Raw genomic sequence first — 21311 nt, 5'->3', positions numbered from 1 at the left:
CACTCACGTAAAAATCGATAGCATCCCTTGTGGGTTGACAGTCAACAGTGTTCGGCGTTGCAACCCTTCGGCATGGAGGATGGCATTACTCGCCAGTAGCCCACTGCTGATGGCACGCTCCATTAATCCACAAGGGAAGGGCATTTTAACCCAATCTCCAGCGAAAAAAAGATTGGCAACAGGCGTTGCGGTTTCGGGGCGATCGCGATGGCTACCGGGTGGAAACCCAGAAAAGTTCTTCTGGTTCACCAGTTCCCGGTGAAGCAAAGCCGCTTCTCGCAGAGCAGGCACAATCTCATAGAGTTCTTCCTGAAAAGTGGTTAATAGGGCTTCCTGAGTGGGGAACTCCCTTTCCTTATAGCAGTAGGCATGAAGCTCTACCACACTGCCCCCCGTCTTTTTTGCCCAGGCAATGTAGTCGTCCTGAATCCGATGGTAGAGGGTAATGCTATCAGTCAGACGGTAGCCAGAAAGGGACGTGAACCAGCTTTGCTCCCACTCAAAGTCGCGGTCGAACCAGAAACGACAGACAGCAAAGGGATCGGCGATCGCCAGTTTTTCTACCTGCTCCTTCACCGGGACATAAACATCCCCACTCATATCAGCAAACAACCGTCGCATCCCTACCACGTCAGCAGCAAACACGTAATAATCGGCGGTTAGCGTTTCTGTAGCCGCTGGAGTAATCTCTGGCTTTGCGGCCACAAGCTGAAGCTGGTCATCCCCTCGCTTGAGAATTTTGAAGCGAGTCAGATCTCGCTGGGCTGGTCCCCGCAAAACCCGCCCTTCTTTATCAAACACGGCACCATGACAGGGGCAGTGAAACTCGCCGTTAACATTGGGTTTCACAGTACAACCCTGATGGGTACAGGTGAGCGAAAGGACCTGCCCATTCTCCTCGTCTTTGACGGCATAGACATCATCTCCACCCCCATAAAAGTGGAGATTGCCGAATTCCTGATTTAACACGGAATTTGTATCGACCCAGAATGGGACAGAACTACCTGCATTTCCCTTCTGGTAAGTCAGAGAGGCAATTTGTTGCCTCTCCCAATGAATGTTGCTGATGGTGGCTTCGGTCAGGATTCTGCCACCATTGCTCAAGATGGAATGGGCGATCGGCTGCACCAGGCTGGTGCTCATATCCTGCCGGGTGCCATTGAAAGCCAGGCCCTCAGGATTGCCAAAGAAGTAGAAATGGAAGAACTGCATCAGTTCTCCCGCACTCAGAACATCGGGCGCGTTGAGGCTAGATTTGGCGAAGGGTAGAAAGTACAGATCATACAGTCCCCGGGGAAAGTCCCGCTGCACCCATTCAGTGACGGAAATATCGTCGAGCCGCTGAAAACTTCGGGTTGAATCGAAGCCAGTGATTTCACGGAACACCTGCCAGTGTTCGTACTTAGTCAGATTCAGCCCCCAGCGGAGGCGATTGGTTGAGGAAATAGCTAGATCCACGATGTTCCAGGGGAATGCGGAGTGGCTGGGACGAAACACCTCTGGTTTGTAGCGATCGCCTTTGTAAACCACAGAGTAGAAATTCAACGACTTAAAGTTCTGGTTGATCCTCAATTCATCCACCAGACTCCAGAGGTTGTAGTACTGGGGAAAGAAGCCGTGAAAACCATGCTCCATAATGAAGGGCTGACCGTTGACATCAACCATCCAGCTGGCAATCTTGCCACCAAGCTGGGGTGCCTTTTCTAACAAAGTGACACTAAAACCACGCCGGCTTAGCTCATAGGCGCAAGCAAGACCTGCCAGCCCACCACCAACCACCACCACACTACGAGGCTCACTGATACGCTGAGGCAGGGTGAGTGCATCCTGTTGAAATACAGTAGGTTGAGGTTTTGAAAAACGAGAGTAACCAAGCATTCCCCCAACCGCCCCGACCCCAAACAGTTTGAGCATTGTCCGACGGGAAAAGGTTTGCTGGAGAAAGAAATCAGATAGCCGAGTCATGAACAGTCGTTAGAGGTTAATCAGGCAAAAGACAATTGAAAAACAGGGATTAAACAACACATATCTCCGATCTAACGCTGACATCTCTCCCTTCCAAAGCAGAGAGCTTGTCGCAAGCGAGGTTAATCCCTGGAGTTATTTAATTCGCAGTTCTTGGAAATGATCTCAGGAATTTTAGAAAAAAGAATAATTAACTCTCAGCTATTGAAAAGCCGAATCACCCAAAAACCAGAAGTTCTTTGAAATTGTTTAGCAAAATTTGGGACTATCCACTAAAAACAGAGATAGAAAGCTAAATATGATACCATGACAGTTGAAATTTTATAAGCAGATTATGCACGAGAAATCCCATCAAGAAATTTTGAGTTGGGGCGCAATCGTTATCAACTCTGCCAAGCGGAGTACTGCCAAAGCTTTCAACACTAAATTTTGCATCATGGGGGTTTGGAGACTTCGCCCATAAGCAAAGGCTCTAACCCTGCACCCAAACAGAACTTTCGTTTTGCTGTACTAGTTAACTATGGGACTCCTAATTTATGCAACACCCATAGGTTCTTTTCTTTTCACTGAATGATGAAGTATTGGCACGAAACACTTGCGGTGGCTCGCCGAATCTTGATTGAACTGAGACGGCGACGGCGGAGTCTAATTTTCTGGACGATTTTTCCAGTGGCCGTGTTGCTGTTGAATGGATTCATTTATGCTGAGCGGGCAAAGGAAAATTTGTCTTTCCAGGAAGCCTTTGAGCGGGCGGCTCCGGCAACACTTGTAGGGGCAGCGCTGTTCTTCAGTTGTTTGGGTGGAAGTGTGGCCACAGTGGTAGCTGAGCGGGAGCATCGGACTTTAAGGCGGTTGTTTCTATCGCCATTAAGTGGTACTTCCTACTTTCTGGGAATTTTTGTGGCGCACCTGGCGATCGCTCTTGGGCAGACTCTTTTGATTGGGGCGATCACCGCCAGTCTTGGAGCTCAATTCCACGGCTCTCTTCCTTTGGGCGGGCTCATTATTCTCCTGAGTATTTTGTCTTATGTGGGGGTTGGCTTTATATTGGGAACTCAATTTGCTCGCCGGACTGAAGATGTCAATGCCCTGGTCGCAACCTTTGGCGTACCCTTGCTGATTTTAGGGGGAGCATTTGTTCCAGCCTTTATCTTTCCTCAATCCTTGCTCAATCTCGCTCAATACAACCCGATTTACCACATGAATGAAGCCCTCACCCAGGTGACTGCGGAAGGAAAGAGTTTTTCAGAAATTTCAGTTCACCTCTGGTTTTTGCTCGGTTTCACCCTGGCTATGATTGGGGTAGGCTGGATTTCCTACCGTCGGATGCTAAGCATTGAGCGGCAATTGTAAGTAGCTAGGCGCAATTAAACTAAGGATAATTCCGGGGGTGGAGGGAGTGACCTCCCTCCACCCCCTTTACGATTGATTATGGCTACCTACCTAGCAGGTGATAGGCAACCGATGACAGGCAGATGACAGACAATCGTTGACAGGCAGCAGGTGAAAGTCATAGCCCAAAAAGAGAGCACACAAATATGTCCTTGCAAAAGTCCACCATAATCAAAGACTATGCCTTCTTACTTTGGCGGCGACGCAGTGCAGCCATTCCAGCTCCTGCCAGCGCCAAACCTGCCATTGTTGTGGGCTCTGGTACGGCAGCGGTCGCGCCAACCACCTTAAAGTCAGGACCATTGAATGAGCGACTGCTGGTTAGCTGGATACTCTGAATCGGTACACTGACTCCCAGATCCGCCAGACTTATCCCCAGAGAACCCACCCGTTGGGCTCCGCTGATTTCGGTGGTATCAATGCTGAAGCCTGCGTACTGCCAGGTGCGGCTATCCAGCGTCAAAAGTTTGCCAATCAGGTTACCACTACTGTCAAGGGCTTGAACTCCCAACTTACTGTTCATGCCCCTTTCCCAGAAAAACAGGCTGGAAACGGCTCGTTCAAAGGAAACATTGACTTTGAAGGAACCCGTATCCTCAGTATCAATGATGTTATTCAAATTGAGGTTGCCCAGGCTGGCAGCGATGCTGGCATTGGTTGCTGCCTCCAGTTTGACTCCTGATGCATTATCTCCCCGATCTGAACTGGCAGCACCAGTATTACCACCTGTCCAGGAATCATTGCTGATGATGGTGGCTCTATTAACCAGAGAAAAATTGTTTACAGTTGTGCCATCGCCCAGGGTAACGGATTGAAGAAAGATATTTCCCTTAGGGGCGCTACTGCCAGGAGCCAGGTTGGTAGCAAAATTAAACGCCTGCGCCGATGCACCGGAAAGTACGAATCCGGCAGTCAAAAGTCCAAAACCGGACAGAAAATATTTCAGGTTCATAGTGAAGCCTAAAAGAACTTAGTGGTAGTGTTGCCTAATTTTCTAGCATCGGAGGATTAAACCCAAACATCTAGGGAAAAGTCCGGGTAATCTGCTCCTGCTTTCAATTCAATAGTCATGTCAAGAGGGGGCCCTACCATTGTTCCCAATTCACTCCCCGCCAGTGCCACCTCTGGTGTTTCTTCTATGTCAATTTATAAACAGTGGCTCTATATGAAAGATAAATGAAAAGCTTTTCTAGCTTTAATTTGGTGCTTTAAATCAGATGGGTAGTGATCCGTGTTAATATTGAAAACTTTAAGAAATTACAGTAATTCATTTTATATTTTTTGTAGGAATTACAGGAAAAGGACAGCAGTCCTTCCAGGGATCCAAATCAAAGAGGAAGGCTTTAGAAATGGGGTTCTCTGAGCGGGGAAATGATACCAATTTATTAATGATGAACCTTGCACATCACCCCACCGCCTTCGGCACCTGCCCTTGGAAAGGGGAGATCAGGAGGGGTGGGATTTGCACTGTTTTCAAATCAAATTGGTATGAGGTAAGGAATATTGGGGGATTGCGGCAAAATGTGAACAATGCTAAGTTGAAGGATTGGGCAAATTCAGCGACCGCCCCTAAAATATCCAGCGTAACAGTCCGTCAAGATAGATTTGAGGGTAGCTCAAATCTATAAAATCTATTTCCCGAGTGTTTTGAGGGTTTTCACCCCTCAAAACAGTCTTGATAGCCCCTTACTTGATAGCCCCTTAAGCAGAGCCGTTGAATTACTCGTCCTCAGCAAATACATACTTGTAGAGATCCTCTGGTTTCGGTTCAGGGCTTTCCAGGGCAAATTGAACCGCATCCTCAACCACCGATTGAATCTTCTTCTCAATCGCTTTCAAGTCTTGCTGGGAGACTAGATTTTGCTCCAACAGATAGGCAGCAAACTTTTTTATCGGATCACGCGCCAGCCACGCTTCTTTTTCGGCCTTAGAGCGTAGTTCATCGGGGTCTGCTAGAGAGTGACCTCGAAAGCGGTATGTAAGGCACTCAATCAGGGTTGGACCCTCACCCGCACGGGCACGGGCGACGGCTTCCTGGGCAGCAGCACGCACTGCCAGTACATCCATGCCATCAACTTCAACCCCTGGCATGCCAAACACACTGGCTTTTTGATAGATCTCCGGCTGGGATGTCGCCCGCTCATGGGCCATTCCGATCGCCCACTTGTTGTTCTCTACGACAAAAATAATGGGCAACTTCCATAACGCTGCCATGTTCAAGCATTCAAAGAACTGCCCATTGTTTGTCGTGCCATCACCAAAAAATGCAGCAGTTACCTGGTCTGCGGTTTCATCACCCATGACCTCTCGCCGGTACCTGGTTTGAAAGGCAGCACCCGTCGCCACCGGAATCCCCTCGCCGATAAAGGCATAGCCACCCAGTAGCCGCCGCTCCGCCGAGAACAGGTGCATGGAACCACCCCGCCCTTTGCTGCATCCCGTCTCTTTGCCAAAGAGCTCTGCCATCACATTGCGGGCAGGAACTCCTGCACTGAGGGCATGAACATGGTCCCGGTAGGTACTGCACACATAGTCTTCACCGGGACGCATTGCCAGAATGACGCCTGTTGAAACCGCTTCTTGCCCGTTGTAGAGGTGGACAAAGCCAAACATCTTACCCCGATAATACATTTCGGCACATTTGTCTTCAAAGAAGCGGCCCAACACCATATCTTCATAAAGCCGCAATCCTTCTTCGCGAGTGACCTTTGCCGTGGACGATTGGAACTTCGGGAGTGCTCTTTCTTGAACCATTAGAACTGTCCTAGTTACAACTTTACTTATTTTCTAGCGGTATCTATCTAGAATTAATGTTACTTCCTAGAAGTTTTTGAATATTTTAGGGTAAACTGCCACTCTGGCAGAGTCCGGTTATTATGGTTGTATTTTTAGACCATTGACTGTGACATTAGCTTAACCTTACTTCTTAGTGCTGGGGAAGTGTACTGTGCGTATCCCGCTTGATTACTACCGGATATTAGGTTTACCGATTCAGGCTACGGCTGAACAGTTGCGACAGGCACACCGCGATCGCACACTCCAGCTACCTCGGCGAGAGTATTCCGATGCTGCGATCGCCTCTCGCAAGAAATTGCTGGATGAAGCCTATGCGGTACTTTCCGATCCCCAGCAGCGGCAAACCTATGATGCCAGTTTCCTTGCCAAAACCTATGAGCTTGAGCCAGAGCCATCGAAACCCTCAACTTCTGTTGCTGCCGGAGATACGGGGGCAGATTCCCATACTCCCAGTATTGAAATCCAGGACGACCAGTTGGTGGGTGCCCTCCTGATTCTGCAAGATCTGGGCGAATACGAACTGGTGCTCAAGCTGGGACGACCCTTCCTAACCGGTGGCAGTGCCAGTCTCAAAGGAGGGCAATACGGCGATCCCAATATTGTCTATTCCGATATCGTGCTTACCGTTGCCCTGGCTTGCCTGGAGTTGGGGCGGGAGCAATGGCAACAGAGCCAGTATGAAAATGCAGCAGAAGCACTGGAAACTGGACAACAATTACTTCTGAGGGAAGGGTTATTTGCCGGAGTCCGCGGCGAGATTCAAACCGATCTCTACAAGCTACGCCCCTATCGAGTGCTTGAACTTTTAGCCCTCCCCGAAGCTCAAACCGAAGAGCGGTACCGGGGTATGCAGTTGCTGCAAGACATGCTGCATGAACGGGATGGCATTGATGGGTCAGGGGATGACCAGTCTGGGCTAAATATTGACGATTTTTTACGCTTCATCCAGCAGTTGCGCAGCTATCTGACCGCTTCAGAGCAACAAGTTTTGTTTGAACAGGAAGCCCAGCGCCCTTCGGCAGTTGCCACTTACCTGGCCGTTTATGCTTTGCTGGCACGGGGCTTTGCCGATCGCCAACCTGTGCTGGTGCGACGAGCGAAGATGCTACTCATGCGCCTCAGTAGCCGTCAGGATGTACACCTGGAGCAGGCCGTTTGTGCGTTGTTGCTAGGGCAAACGGAGGAAGCCAGCCGTGCCCTGGAGTTAAGCCAGGAATACGGGCCTATCGCGTTTATCCGGGAACACTCCCAGGGCTCCCCAGATCTATTGCCAGGGCTTTGCCTTTATGCAGAACGCTGGCTTCAGGATGAGGTCTTTCCTCATTTCCGTGATTTGTCCCGGCAACAGGCATCCTTGAAAGAATACTTTGCCGATCCCCAGGTGCAGTCATATCTGGAAGAATTGCCGAACGAAACAGATACGGCAAGTGAGTGGATGGTGGAGCAAATCCAATCTGCCCCGATTCCTTCGGTGCAAACGTCTAACAGTTCAGCATTTGCTGCCCGTAGCAACCTTGAGCCGCATCCAGTAATGGAACCAGTCTTGGCGAGAAGAGAGCGGTCCTTTAATGAACGACCTTCGAATGAAGCTCTGATTGAAGCAGCCCGTAGCCGCATTGCCGCTCGGACTTCGACTGCAACCCTGACTGGCGATCGCTCTCTCACTGATATTCCTCCCATGGCAGCGGCTGAGCGAGTTGGACAAGCCTCAAGCACCCACCCAGTTCCCTCCCGGACAGGTGGGGAGCGGACACGCGGCGATCGCCCTCGCAGTGGCAGTGGTGGGCGCTCCAACAGCACATCCCCTGCCCCACGTCGGAGTGGAGATGCTGCCGAAGAGCGAGTCCATCCCCGCCCTTCCAACTCAAAGAGCAGCGGCATTTTCCGCTACCTGCCCTATGGCGCGGTAATTGTCGGCATGATTGCATTGGGCTTCCTCATTGCCTGGCTAATTAAAACCCTGCAAGTGTCGGGAGCGAGGCAAACTCAGCAAGCCCAACAAATTGCCGAAGAACAGCCCATGGTTGAGCTGGATGTTCCTTTAGTGAAACTGGAGGAGTCTGTTGCTGATGCCGCATCTGAAGCTACTTTAACGACGGAATCTGCCCAGCAACTGGTTGAGTCCTGGTTGGCCGCTAAAGCTGCTGCCATGGGTCCCGACTATGCCGTCGAGAAGCTAGACCAGATTTTGACCGAGCCCAAGCTGACTGAGTGGCGGACCGCTGCCGATGCTGAAAGGCAAGCAGGCTCTTACCGGAAGTACACCCACAAGGTAAAAGTCAGTTCTGTAGAGCAGAACAAGGATAAGCCAGATGAAGCTAAAGTAGCGGCTGAAGTCAGCGAGACAACTGAGTACTATAAAGGAGATCAGCTTGACGATACCCGCTCTGATCCGGAACTTCAAGTCCAGTATGATTTGATTCGTGTAGATAACAAATGGCGGATTCAGAACTGGCAGGTCGTCCAGTAAAGCTAGTATTGCAAACACTAACATTTTGCGACATGGGGGTTTGGGAGCTCCGCCTCCAAGCATAGTTTTCACCCCTGCACCTCCAACAGGGCTTTCTTTTTGCTCTACTGGCAGACAAAAAGCCAGGTGTCGCTGGTGGATCTAGAATAGTTATGAGATTCTGTAGGTTGTATAAAACTGCGATAGCCAACAGTATCAATCCATACAAAAGCTTTGACTAGTGGTAGAATCAGCCTGACAGACAGGAATCACCACCTTTATGCTACTCACCCTACCATTAGACTCCACCAAGAGTCAGTCCAGTCTCAAGATCAGTCGTGTTTTAGTTGTTGAAGACGAAGAACTCATTTGCGAGACGATCGCCCTGGCTCTGGCAGATGAAGGCTATGAGGTATTGACCGCTGAAGATGGGCGCACCGCTTTGGATTTGATTCATCAGGCCGAAGGGGTCGATTCAAATTCTGCCAATAGACCGGCTCTTTCTGGTCCTCGCTCAGCCCAGAATCAACAGTTTGATCTCATCATTTTGGACCTGATGCTGCCTTACATTAACGGATTGGACCTTTGCCGTCTGATCCGGCGTGAGGGAAATAGCGTTCCCATTCTGATGTTGAGTGCAAAAGGTAGCGAGACTGACCGTGTTGTTGGTTTAGAAGTAGGGGCAGATGACTATTTAACGAAACCCTTTGGCATGCGGGAGCTGATAGCCCGCTGCCGGGCTTTACTGCGGCGATATAACCATCTCCAGCTTGAACCAGAGCAACCTTCGCTCAAGTTTCGTGACATTACCCTATACCCCCAGGAATGCCGCGTTGTGGTACGGGGGGAAGAAATCAGCTTCTCGCCCAAAGAATTTAAGATTTTAGAGTTATTTATGAGCTATCCCCGCCGGGTATGGTCTCGTGAGCAGCTTTTAGAACGGATTTGGGGGCCTGACTTTATTGGTGACAGCAAAACTGTTGATGTTCATATTCGCTGGCTGCGCGAAAAGTTAGAAAATGATCCCAGCAATCCGGAGTATCTGGTGACGGTACGAGGCTTTGGTTATCGATTTGGCTGAAAGCTTAAGCAAACCCATGCGTATTCATCCGAAACCATCCGCTTAGAATATGGGTAGCCGTTTGCAGGCAGATTCTGCGATGGGCAAGTCCTCTTCTATAGCGATAGCCACCAAGCTTAGGACAGGGTGCAGAGGTTCCACTATAGCTGGGGGCACAGAGCCCCCACACCCTCTTAACGCCAGTGTCCTAAGCAACCTGTGTGATAGCTGTAAATGAGTTCACAATAGGCTGAATGCGGATGACTAATCGCGGATGGCTGGAGAACTGATAAATTCTTTGTGGTTCCTGGCCGGATTATTGGCCGGGTTGGTGCTTCTGAGCTGGTATCGTGCTCGGATGAACTCCAAGCTGAAGCAGCTTGTGCGCCTGTTGCAACCGGATGCCTTAAGCTGGTCTTTTTCCTCAACTTCCCAGCTGATAAGGGAGATCACAGCCCACACTGAAGAACACCAGAACTTATTGGCCAGGTTGGAAGTTTGGCATCAGATCTGTCAGTCGGCCCCAACAGGCTTCTTTCAAGTAGATCAGGATAATCAGCTCATCTGGTGTAACCCCAAAGCCTGTGAAATGCTGGGGATTCAGCCCAGCCAGTTGCCAGTCCGCCCACGCCTGCTACTAGAGGTGGTACGTTCCTACGAGCTCGATCAACTAATTGGGCAGACCCGTGCGGCCGGCAAACCCTGTAGCCAGGATTGGATCTTTCATCCCTCCACTCCAGATCCATCAATCTTATCCCAGCAATCGCCTTATCCATTGCGGGGATACGGAATTCCCCTACCAAATGATAGCGTAGGCGTCTTTTTAGAAAATCGTCAGGAGGCGGTTTCTCTGACGCAACAGCGCGATCGCTGGATTTCCGACGTTGCCCACGAACTCAAAACTCCATTGACCTCCATTCGCCTTGTCGCCGAAACTCTGCAATTGCGATTAGATCCTCCCCTGCGAGATTGGGTTGATCGCCTGCTTAAGGAAACAATTCGCCTCAGCAATCTGGTACAAGACCTACTGGACCTGAGCCAGCTAGAGGCACGCCCCTCTCCCCAGTTAAACTTTAAGACCCTGGACCTGAATAAACTGGTTCAATCCGCCTGGGCTGGGTTGGAACCCTTGGCTCATCAGAAGCGCCTGCAATTCAACTACATTGGTCCTGAACATCTACTGATTGAAGCAGACGAATCCAGGCTACATCGAGCTTTACTCAACTTGCTGGACAACAGCATTAAATACAGCCCTGAGCAGGCATTGATTCAAGTTCGGATTAGCCTTTTACCCACTGCTGAACAGCCTCAACAAATTTGTCTGGAAGTGATTGATTCAGGACCCGGTTTTCCAGAAAGCGCCTTGCCCCACGTTTTTGAACGATTTTACCGGGCTGACCCTTCCCGTACCCGTAGTATTGCTGGAATGAAGGTGCCTGGCAGCAAAGCAACGACCTGGGTGGGAAATGCCCCTGGTGCTGAATCCTTCAAAGAAAGCACTGGTAGTAGTCAGAGAACCCTTCTTTCTAGTGGGGGCAATGGGTTGGGATTAGCGATTGTTCGTCAAATTGTGGAAGCCCACGGAGGTTCGGTAAAAGCCAGCAATCATCCTGAAACCCATGGAGCATGGTTACAAGTATTCCTGCCTTATCAGGAATCCATTTCTTAACGTTTCTTAGTGTAGTATTACTATATACGTGAGCTACAGGCGGGTTCTTCCGGATTACTAGTGGACGATGGCATCAGTCCAGTAACCATTGGGTTGGGGAGTGGGGAGTCGGAGGAAGCCAGAAGGGTATCCGTATTCCCGCCGTGCTGTACTAGCGAAAGGTGGGCAGTATCCATTAAGCGCAAAAGTTAGCTTCTGTGGGCGTTCCAATGCAAGGTTTTACATAGAGAATTCAGAGGTTTCCATTGTCCTGAGCTTAACGTTTGTTGCTACTGATTTATCCCATCATCCATCACCGCTGCGCTACAGAGTTATGTCAGGCATTGTATCTAGAGACGAGCGAGTGCAAAAAATTCTGTCTCAATGGGGAATTGCATCTCGCCGTCAGGCAGAACAAATGATTCTGGAAGGTCGAGTTCGTTTGAACGGAACTATTGCCCAGTTAGGTCAGAAAGCAGATCCCGCGTTTGACCGAATAGAGGTAGATGGGATTGCACTCCAACCCGCCAGCCGCCCTAAGCCGATTTACCTTTTGCTAAATAAACCTTTAGGGGTAGTTTCAACCTGTACTGATCCTTGGGGTCGAGTCACTGTTTTAGATTTGCTCCCTCCTGAATTTCACCATCAACAGGGAATCCATCCAGTGGGCCGGTTGGATGCGGACTCTACCGGGGCATTGTTACTGACGAATGATGGGGATCTGACATACTTTCTGACACACCCCCGCCATTGCATCCCCAAAACCTATGAAGTTTGGGTCGCTGGTTTCCCTTCGGAAACTGTTTTGCGGCGGTGGCGACAAGGGGTTGGGTTGGATGGGCGCAAAACACTGCCTGCCCAGGTGGAGGTGCTGGAGCAACACCCGGAAGACAAAACATTGCTGCGAATTATTTTAAGGGAGGGTAGAAACCGCCAGATCCGGCGAGTTGCGGAACAACTAGGACATCCGGTGATTCATTTACATCGAACGGCCATCGGATCGATCGCCTTGCAATCGCCGGGTTCCCCCCCCTTACCGAGTGGCAGTTGTCGCCCTCTGAAAGATATTGAGATCGGTTTCTTGAAAACACAAATTGACCTACTATCAGAAAGGATGCCTGCGAAGAGGAGTGACGCTCATGAATGATCCGATTCTCCAACTCGATCGGGAACAGGCAAGAAAGCTATCTGAGTTGGGCGATCACCTGCGCCAACTTCGTCAGCACAATCAGCTATCGTTGGAACAGGTTGCTGAAAGAACCATGATACCAGTTCGGATCTTGGCGGCGATTGAGGCTGGTAATGTCGCTCAGCTACCTGAACCCGTTTATATTCAGGGTTTTATCCGGCGATTTGCAGACGCGATCGGTTTAAATGGAGCTGAGTTTGCAAGTGCTTTCCCAACTGAAACCCTCCAGGAAACACCCACAACTTCCTGGCGCGGCACCGTACAGGCGCAACTGCGTCCCCTTCATCTGTATTTGCTATACATGGTGCTGGTGATAGGAGCAGTTAGCGGATTGTCCTACCTTTTAAGCCGCTCCACACCACAAATGGTTGGTTTAACCGATAATGCCCAGACAGTGCAACCTTCTTCCCACACTCTCTCACCAACCGTATCAAGAGCATCCAACACATCTACTAACCAGGCACAGCTGGGTCCATTTCTCCCTGCAGCTAGTCCAACAATCCAGCCCTCTACCAATCCCCTCGTTGCCCAGAAACCCGTACGGATTGGCTTAACAGTCACAGCTCAGTCCTGGATTCGAGTTGAGGTTGATGGCAAGACTGAGTTTGAAGGAGTTTTGCCGGAAGGCACCCAAAGAACCTGGATGGCAAACAAGCAGTTAACTTTGCGAGCAGGTAATGCTGGTGGGGTAATGATTAGCTTTAACGATGGCACTGCCAGGCGGTTAGGTGAACCCGGTGCAGTAGAAGAAGTTACCTTCGATACAAGGACTCAGGCAAATTGGACATTGGGCACTGTTGACTCTGCCAATCTCACGGCATCCAACTCCAATCCCGACTCAGACGATCTCTGAGCGACGCCTGCGAGTGTTTCATAGCAGAAGTTTTGTGCCAGTACTGTGGAGGAGTGATGGATTGGAAGAGTAAACATCAAGTTTTGCCTCTACTGGTTACCTGAACCAAGCGGCTACTATGGGTAATGACTAATGAAGTGTAAAGATAGATTCAGCAAAATAAGCCCCAAAATAAACCCAGACCTTAAAAAGAGTCTGGGTTCATTTTTTTAATTCCAGCTGACCGATATGCAGTTTTGCTATATACAGCTTGCTAGCGTTTTTTATAGAGTAAGCAAGGCTTACATTTATTTAGATTAGAACACTTAAACAAAAATCCGCATTAATTCCTCTTTTCTTAAAATTTGCTTACTTTCGTTTATACATGGCAGACCTAATGGTTCGTGAAATGAAAGGGGTTTGTAAAAAGGAATTCTTAAGGGAGTTACCCCTCAACTCCGAAGTTATAGCTGTCGCCAGGTTGGGACATTGGCTTTAAGAGGATGTGGGGCCGCGGCCTGGTGGCTATAGCTATATCCTTAATTTAATTGCGTCTGGCTACTTAGAATCACGATTTTGGCAGCCTGCTGTTTTTACGGTTATCTCAGGGAAGTTTCATACGAGTTGGATAGGCTATTTGCATTGGCAGTTCTGGCGATCGCTCACTTAACGTCAGATTCAAGCCTGTGGTTTATGATTAAGAAAGTTAAAGATATCAAACAAAAATATAGAGGCAGAACTCATGGTGTTGTTTGGATTTGGCAAAAAACTGACTCTGCCTACGCCTGAAGAGGCACTGCCAGGGCGTTCAGAGCCAATGCCTGTGCCAGAGCGTCACTTCGTCAATGGCAATCCGCTTAAGCCCCCCTTCCCTACTGGAATGGAAATAGCCATGTTTGGAATGGGCTGCTTTTGGGGAGCCGAGCGCAAATTTTGGCAGCAGAATGGAGTATTTACAACAGCCGTTGGTTATGCTGCCGGGATCACGCCTAACCCAACCTACAGGGAAGTTTGCACAGGGATGACTGGACATAATGAAGTTGTTTTTGTGGTGTACGATCCCCAGGTGATTAGCTACGAAGCCCTCCTGAAAGTTTTCTGGGAGAATCATGATCCCACCCAGGGGATGCGTCAGGGAAATGATGTAGGCACGCAGTATCGCTCTGGCATTTATGTCTACTCTGAAGAGCAAAGGAAGTTAGCAGAAGCATCCCGTAATGTCTATCAGGAAGCCCTGAACAAAGCGGGGTACGGCAAGATTACAACCGAAATTCTGGACGCGCCTAAGTTTTACTATGCAGAGGCTTACCATCAGCAGTACCTTGCCAAGAATCCAAATGGCTACTGTGGTTTGGGGGGAACAAACGTTTCTTGCCCAGTTGGAGTTTTGAAGGCATAAGTTTTGGAGGCACAAGACTCAGGCTATTCTGTGCTTCGTATTTGCGCACCAACGTAATCATATCTGGATTGTGAAAGGACTTTTCCATCGGGAAAGCCTTTCACAATTTTTTTAGCTCTACGCAGGTTCGTTAGGACATTGGAATTAGAGAGGAACTAGAGAGGAAGTGGAGGCTTCGCCCTTAGCTAAGGGGTTCCATCCCTGCTCCCCCTCCTAACCCTCCTAACCCTCCTAACCCTCCTAACCATAAAGACTAACCCCATACAATTTCAGGGGTGCTAGTACATAGCCTACAGGCCTCAATTGGGTTGCTAACGCTAGATTGGCAGCACCTCTAACCGTAGGCGTCAGTACTGAAACATCAGCTCCTGATTCTTTAATTTTCAATAAATGAAAATTTATACCAGCTTTATACTGAAGCTCAGGCCGTTTGGTGAACTATACCTTTACGGCCCAGGCTTAAAACCTATTAAAGAACTATCAAATATTGAAGTATCAAAGAAGAACTGGTAAGTTGACATGCCAGTCATGCATGAGAAGCTGTAGGTCTTTGTAAACAATCAATCAGCATTAACCCAGAGATTAACCGGACTTAATTTGGCAGCGGTATTTTGCCAATGGATATGTCATGGGTATTTCCACGGCTGTTTTTCTATACACAGCTACCTGGAAGAAACTGGAAAAGTGTCACTACTTCTTTCTGAAGCCCGGACCTATCGTGAATTCTGTTGATTCTGCCACCTCTGCTGAACCTTGGAGAGAAGAAAATTCCATGTCAAAGCTTTCCCGCAGAAAATTATTAGCGTTTTTTGGGTGTAGCGCTGCGGCTACCGTTCTGGCTCCTACTGTTGAAAGAAAACTGTTTGGCTTTAATATAGGGGTCGCTGAGGCAGCTCAGTTGCCTTTTACTCCTGTGCGCCTGCCCCATCCTTTACCTATCTATCGAGATCAGAAGAACTTTTTACCAACGGGAATTGGTTCAGGTTCAATCCTTAACCCGACAAATGACACCCGTTTGGGACAATATCAGGTGTACGATGATGTGATTGTGCCACCGGAGTATGAGCGGTATGTACTCGTTAGTTGGGGCGATCGCGTCTTCCCCAATCGAGAAGATTACTTTGGCTACAATTGTGACTTTACTGGCTATGTGGGAAGTCCAACCGATGGTTATCTGTTGGTTAATCACGAATACGTTGGCTATCCCTTTGCGTTTCTTGCACCTGCTACTGCGGCAGATCTGGCTCCTTTCCCTGATGCGTTTACCCCGGTAATTGGATTTTCTTTACCTACAGCTGCTAATGTTGGTGCGTTGAGTCCTGACGATCGTCGTATCCTGTTTGGTGAATCCTTATATAACGTGGGTATGTCCATTGTTCGGATTTCCCGCAATAATCGCCGCAGTCGGTTCGCTGTTGTGTCAGGCGATCCTAAAAATCGCCGCATCCATGGGCTTTCTGGTTTAGCTGTCAATAGTCAACGGGGTGACGCCTATCAGAGTGTAACGTCCTGGGGCCCCAGAAGCTACCAGCAGGGAGATCAGAATTACTTGATTGGTACGGGTCCTGCAGCAACTGAAGTATTTCCGCTCAGTTCCGATGGACTGGGTAACAAAATCATTGGTACTGCCTTTAACTGCTCTGGTGGAGTCACTCCCTGGGGCACCATTCTATCGGCGGAAGAAAACTTCCAGGGCAGCTCTACTTTTTATGTTGGTGTGACAGAAGGCGTAAAGCCAGATGGAACCCAAACTGGTTACATTAGCGGTACAACGGGTGCTGAATTTGGGCAGGTTGGTGAGAAGTACGGCTGGATGGTGGAAATTGATCCAGGTAATCCCGGTTTCCGCCCGCGTAAGCATTCTTGGTTGGGTCGATACCGCCATGAAAACATTGCGATGCGAATACAGGCCGGTAAGAAACTAGTTGCTTATTTAGGAGACGATCGCCGCGGTGGGCATACCTGGAAATTCGTCAGCAGCGGCATAGTCTCTAACCCCAAAAACAAAGCTAATAGCAGACTATTTGAATCTGGGATTCTTTACGTCGCTAAGTTCAATCCCCCTAGCGATCCAACCCGACCCGAAGAAGGCACAGGTGAGTGGATCCCACTCCTGCTGGATACGCCGACCAACCCCAATAGACCATCTGTGATAGCTTCGACAGCGATCGCGGCTGGGCTGACGGGATCCCTGGCTCGTGGTCGGGTAGTTCTGCCTCGCCGAAATGGAATTGCAGGTCAAACTACGGATGGTGGCTTCTTCAACTGTGAGACCACCAACGAAGATACCGCTCTTCCCGGTTATCAGAACAAGCGGCTATCAGACTTCTACACTTCCCAAGGGGCAATTCTCTGTGATGCGTTTGCAGCCGCTAACTTGGTAGGCGGTACGCCAACTGCTCGTCCAGAGGACATTGAAGTCAATCCTCGTAATCCTCGTGAAGTCTTCATCGCTTACACAGATGGAGCCCCAGGTGGGGATGGTTATCCAGACTCCCGCATTTTTGTGGTTGCTAAGTATACAACAAATCCAACCGATACTCAGCAATCTGGTGGTTTGTATAAGATCATCGAAGACAGTGCAGACAATACAGGAACAACCTTCCGCTGGCAGCGATTTGCCCAGGGTGGGGAAGCTGGCTCTGAAGATGGCGCTGGATTTGCAAACTTAGACAACTTGGTGTTTGACAACCGTGGCAATGTTTGGGGTGTAACCGATATGTCTACCGATTTGCACAATGGCTTCAATGTAGGCCCAGCTGGAACCCCAACTACGATTAATCACACAGGTAGTGGCAACGTCTCCAGTTTTGTGGGTGTGTTCGGAAACAACTGGATGTTCTATATTCCTACCAGTGGACCAATGGCAGGTGAGACCGTGCCCTTTGCCTATGGACCACCACGTTGCGAGATGACCGGTCCTACCTTTATTGGAGACACCCTGATTCTTTCAGTGCAACACCCTGGTGAAGACTGCCCCTACACTCCTCAACAAACCCTGAGCCGCAGTATTGAAATGTTAAACCTGGATGGCTCGCTGTTTAATCAGGAGCGCTCAGTTCCACGGGGCAGCAACTGGCCCAGCAACATTGAGGGCAATCCAGGTGGGCCGCCCAAGCCAGCAGTGATTGGGATTCGCCGTAAGCGGTCGAATGGTCAGTTTGTGTAAGGACAATCTACCACACCTGAACAAAGCCCCCCTCTGCAGCCCCTTCTCGGATGCGGGGCCTTTTTTGCCATTCGCTGGATGTTTGCAGAAACAGGAGAGAGACGGCAAATTTATCCTCAGAGTTTTATACTCGGAGTTTTATAGCTGTCGCCAGGTTACTTAGGACATTGGTTTTAAGGGAGTGTGAGGGCTGCGGCGCTCAGCTATGGGGTTCAACCCCTGTGCTCCGTCCTAGGCGTTGCTGAATCTGGGTATGAAATTAGGTGCCGTATGCTCGGAACTTCGTTGCGATTCATACTGCTTTTCAGCAACGCCCCGTCCTAAACCTAGTGGCTATCGCTATATCAATTTATCGAGGGTCATTCGTAAATTTTTCCAAAAACTTACGAAAAGGTAGTATTCACCAAACTTCGACAGTCTGTCGTTTGATAGGAGCAAGATTGCTCTGCAAAATGGTGAGGGAATGTCTGGCTGAGAGTTTTGCAAGCCGACGCCAATTCTTTAGTTTCATCAGTCGTGTCTTACCGTTTAATTTGCACACAATCTTTCTGCGGGTTGGTTTTCCTGACCCTATCTGTAGGTTTTGCGATCGCCCACGAAGTTGAAGTAGCAGGGGACATCGCAGGGACCTGGCACATTGAGCCTAACCACAATCCCAAAGCGGGCGTTCCAACTCGAACCTGGATTGCTTTAACTCGCAGAGGTGGAAGGCTGCTGCCGCTGAATCAGGCAATATGCCAAATGGCGGTTTATACCAAACCCCGCAAACCTGGTGTAGCACCGATTCTGAGACCTTCCCTCAAAACCATTTCCGCTGAACGTTACCAGGACATTCCCGGAGCAGATATTATCTTCCCCAAAGTCGGACTTTATCAACTGGAACTAAATTGCACTCCAAAAAGCAGAGGCGATTTCAGACCTTTTCAAATGAAGTATGACGTAACAGTGACGAAGTAGGCTACTGAGGGGTGAGCAATTGTCAGTTGAGTTGTTACTGAGGGGTGAGAAAGTGTAGCAATAGTCATTATGGTTAGGACAGGGCGCAGGGGTAGAACCCCTGGCTGGGGGCGAAGCTCCCACTCCCTCTCTAATTCCAATGTCCTAATGCACCCGCGTAGAGCTATACCTGTAGGGTGTTGTTAGCGATAGCACAATGCACCAATCGAGTGAGAAGAACTGAGGGGTAAGAAAGTCTAAGTTTTCAGTTTTGAGTTTTTGCCTCCCCATTCTCTGCTCCCTCCCACCTCCCACTTATCACATTTGTTTCTCTCCTCCAGCAGGATCACCCACTCAGGTTACACAGTTTCATCTTTTTAGCTGATACAGCCGTACGAAGTATCTTTCTCTATGTTCAACGTAAGTTCATATATAGAAGAGTTCGGTATGCCTTATGAGAAATTGGAAAGTTGGACAAAGAGTAGTGTGCGATCGCTCCAATAAGCAATTGACTGGATGTTTTGTGAAAGCAATCGATTCAGACAGCATTGTAATTTTCTGTCCTGAGCAAAACACTGTCATCTGTGGACAGCGGAGCAATTTAGAGAAACTGGGCTGGGAGAGTGACAGAACCACAGGAAGAGATTGCCTAACTTTTATAGCCGTCTTAACCCTAGTTAGGACGGGGTGCAGGGGTGGAACCCCTAGCTGGAGGTGCAGCCCCCACTCCCCCCTTCACAATTAATTGTGGCTACCTACTTTATAAAGGATTTGAGAAGCTAGAGCCAAAAAAGCCAGAAGCCATATTTATTCTCACTCCTGGCGTCTGGCTCCTGACTTCTGGATGGATTGGGGATCTATATCTCATGGATTGGGGATCTATATCTCCGCTACTGCTCGTTCAATTAAACGACGGGCAAGGGTTTGCGTACCTGTATGAGAATAGTATTTAACCGTAATATCCAAAAATGCGCCAAGATAATCAAGCTTGTCTTTTGACACATCGACAAACTTCATCAGATTATCGACCACGCTTTCTTGCGTCAGCCCCTTAGATAAAACAAAGTCACTCATCCAGTCCTTCACCGAGTCAAAGCTCTGGGTAATGAAGTTGAGCTTGCCCACCGAATCATTTCCTGGAATAAGTTCGTTGACGCCCTTAAAGGTCTGGTTATGTTCCAATTCTGATGGGCTCAGGGCTCCCAGGGTGGAAAGGGCTTTTTCAATAAAGCTGGGGCCAAGGGGAATCAGACCATCAAAACAAACCAGAGCTGCCATTCGCATTAGAGACTCGCCCCTGTAGTCCCCCAATGCCGCTAAAAAATCTCCAATACTGTCACCGGGAATGCCGTTAATCTGGCAAAAGGCAACGAGCTCTGTGACCAACTTGACTGAGAGATCAATACTCTGAGCCTTTTCTGGCTTGGGCGTGAGCTTATCCAAAAAACCCAGGAACGAAATTCCTTCCCCTACTTTGTTAGCAGCAGCAGCATATCCCAGAGCCGTTGCTGCGCTATCTACGGTCTGGTACAGCCACATGGCACGCTGGTAGCCCTGGGATTTGTCGTTGTAAAGGTAAACGGCCCGATCGCCAATTTGCTGAATCAGACTCTCATCCGTCTCCCCAGTCACAGTTCGAATGGTATTCACAAAACCGACAAGGTTTTGCCACTGTCCAGGAATGACAAAATCGAGCGATCGCAACGCCATGACGGTTAAACCACCCGTCGGCAGTTCATCCACTAGTTCGTAAATGGGTTTACTCATAAAGCACTCTCAATTATGGATTGGCTGCGGTCTACTTCAAACGAGAGAGACCGTTGAGATCAAACTTTTGAATCCAGACTTTGCGATCGGCTGGGGTAAACGAAGGGTCACGGGAAAGCACCTTCACCTGATAGCGATTTGCAACCAATAACGCCGTCTGTGTATTCCCAATTTCCATGGCAGGATAGCCCGCAATTTTGGTTGTGCTGTTTTCAAACTTCTTTGCAGCTAACGGCAGACTAATGGTGTCAGAAATGGAGAGCATCGCCATATCCTTACCACCCTTTTTCAGCTTTGCTTCTGAAAATCCCTTTTTCTCCTGAGTGAAAACTCGCTCATATCCATCCTCTGGTTTTGGAAAGAACTTATTAAAACTGCTGCCCTGTTCAGCATTTTTGGCAACCGCTGGTTGGGCTCCATTACTGGTACTTTCTTGCTGGGCCTGAGAAAACTGGGAAGGAGCTTTGGGCGTGCATCCAGTTATCAACAGCAACACAGATAATAACAGCGGCGCGAGGGGCTTGCGCCAATTAAAACCAATCATTGAAGTCTCCTGATTGATGCCAGTAAACAAAATTGATGCCAGTAAACAAACATTTCCCTAACCCTATCAGATTATCCTATTCAGGTTGGTTAATGAATGGTGATCGCAACCTGGCATTACTGAATCTAGATATGAAATAGATGCTGTAAGCTCGAAGCTTGGTTT

Annotated in this window: 14 protein-coding genes; 9 read left to right on the top strand and 5 right to left on the bottom strand. The window is 49.0% G+C overall.

The window, feature by feature from the left end; all coding sequences use genetic code 11:
* Positions 1-3: 3 nt before the first annotated feature.
* Positions 4-1965, bottom strand: a complete 1962-nt coding sequence (locus P4D80_RS20045) for an FAD-dependent oxidoreductase (protein WP_421655787.1) — start codon at positions 1963-1965, stop codon at positions 4-6.
* 570 nt (positions 1966-2535) lie between these two features.
* Here P4D80_RS20045 and P4D80_RS20040 point away from each other — a divergent pair.
* Positions 2536-3318, top strand: coding sequence for an ABC transporter permease (locus P4D80_RS20040; protein WP_421655786.1), 783 nt, complete (start codon positions 2536-2538; stop codon positions 3316-3318).
* Between the two features lie 217 nt (positions 3319-3535).
* Here P4D80_RS20040 and P4D80_RS20035 read toward each other — a convergent pair whose 3' ends face one another.
* Positions 3536-4309 carry an exosortase-dependent surface protein XDP2 gene (locus P4D80_RS20035; RefSeq protein ID WP_421655785.1) on the bottom strand — a complete coding sequence of 258 codons (774 nt, stop codon included), beginning with the start codon at positions 4307-4309 and terminating at the stop codon, positions 3536-3538.
* A gap of 767 nt (positions 4310-5076) precedes the next feature.
* Positions 5077-6111, bottom strand: a complete 1035-nt coding sequence (pdhA, locus tag P4D80_RS20030; protein ID WP_421655783.1) for a pyruvate dehydrogenase (acetyl-transferring) E1 component subunit alpha — start codon at positions 6109-6111, stop codon at positions 5077-5079.
* A gap of 193 nt (positions 6112-6304) precedes the next feature.
* Between pdhA and P4D80_RS20025 the strand changes: the two genes are divergently transcribed.
* The 8 genes from P4D80_RS20025 (at position 6305) to P4D80_RS19990 (ending at position 18856) form a co-directional block, all read left to right on the top strand.
* Entirely contained in the window at positions 6305-8623 is a 2319-nt protein-coding gene (locus P4D80_RS20025; protein ID WP_421655782.1) for an IMS domain-containing protein, read from the top strand.
* Between the two features lie 259 nt (positions 8624-8882).
* Positions 8883-9683 carry a response regulator transcription factor gene (locus P4D80_RS20020; protein ID WP_421655781.1) on the top strand — a complete coding sequence of 267 codons (801 nt, stop codon included), beginning with the start codon at positions 8883-8885 and terminating at the stop codon, positions 9681-9683.
* A gap of 253 nt (positions 9684-9936) precedes the next feature.
* Complete coding sequence (locus tag P4D80_RS20015; protein ID WP_421655780.1) at positions 9937-11331, top strand: ATP-binding protein; 1395 nt, start codon at positions 9937-9939, stop codon at positions 11329-11331.
* A gap of 313 nt (positions 11332-11644) precedes the next feature.
* Complete coding sequence (locus P4D80_RS20010) at positions 11645-12457, top strand: pseudouridine synthase (RefSeq protein WP_421655779.1); 813 nt, start codon at positions 11645-11647, stop codon at positions 12455-12457.
* Positions 12450-13352 carry a helix-turn-helix domain-containing protein gene (locus P4D80_RS20005; protein ID WP_421655778.1) on the top strand — a complete coding sequence of 301 codons (903 nt, stop codon included), beginning with the start codon at positions 12450-12452 and terminating at the stop codon, positions 13350-13352. Before P4D80_RS20010 ends, P4D80_RS20005 begins: the two co-directional genes overlap by 8 nt.
* Positions 13353-14073: 721 nt before the next feature.
* The gene (gene msrA / locus P4D80_RS20000) at positions 14074-14730 is read left to right on the top strand and encodes a peptide-methionine (S)-S-oxide reductase MsrA (protein WP_421655776.1); all 657 of its coding nucleotides are present in this window, start codon (positions 14074-14076) and stop codon (positions 14728-14730) included.
* A gap of 772 nt (positions 14731-15502) precedes the next feature.
* Positions 15503-17899, top strand: coding sequence for a PhoX family protein (locus P4D80_RS19995; RefSeq protein WP_421655775.1), 2397 nt, complete (start codon positions 15503-15505; stop codon positions 17897-17899).
* A 516-nt stretch (positions 17900-18415) separates the two neighbouring features.
* Positions 18416-18856 carry a hypothetical protein gene (locus P4D80_RS19990; RefSeq protein ID WP_421655774.1) on the top strand — a complete coding sequence of 147 codons (441 nt, stop codon included), beginning with the start codon at positions 18416-18418 and terminating at the stop codon, positions 18854-18856.
* Positions 18857-19714: 858 nt separating this feature from the next.
* On the opposite strand, the gene P4D80_RS19985 is transcribed toward P4D80_RS19990, so the two are convergent.
* Positions 19715-20602, bottom strand: coding sequence for a hypothetical protein (locus P4D80_RS19985; RefSeq protein ID WP_421655773.1), 888 nt, complete (start codon positions 20600-20602; stop codon positions 19715-19717).
* 31 nt (positions 20603-20633) lie between these two features.
* Positions 20634-21146 carry a hypothetical protein gene (locus tag P4D80_RS19980; protein ID WP_421655772.1) on the bottom strand — a complete coding sequence of 171 codons (513 nt, stop codon included), beginning with the start codon at positions 21144-21146 and terminating at the stop codon, positions 20634-20636.
* Positions 21147-21311: the final 165 nt, after the last annotated feature.

Origin of the sequence: Leptothermofonsia sp. ETS-13, assembly GCF_049200465.1 — a bacterium.
In the GTDB taxonomy this organism is placed as follows: domain Bacteria; phylum Cyanobacteriota; class Cyanobacteriia; order Leptolyngbyales; family Leptolyngbyaceae; genus Leptothermofonsia.
This window is presented reverse-complemented; position numbering and strand designations above follow the sequence as displayed.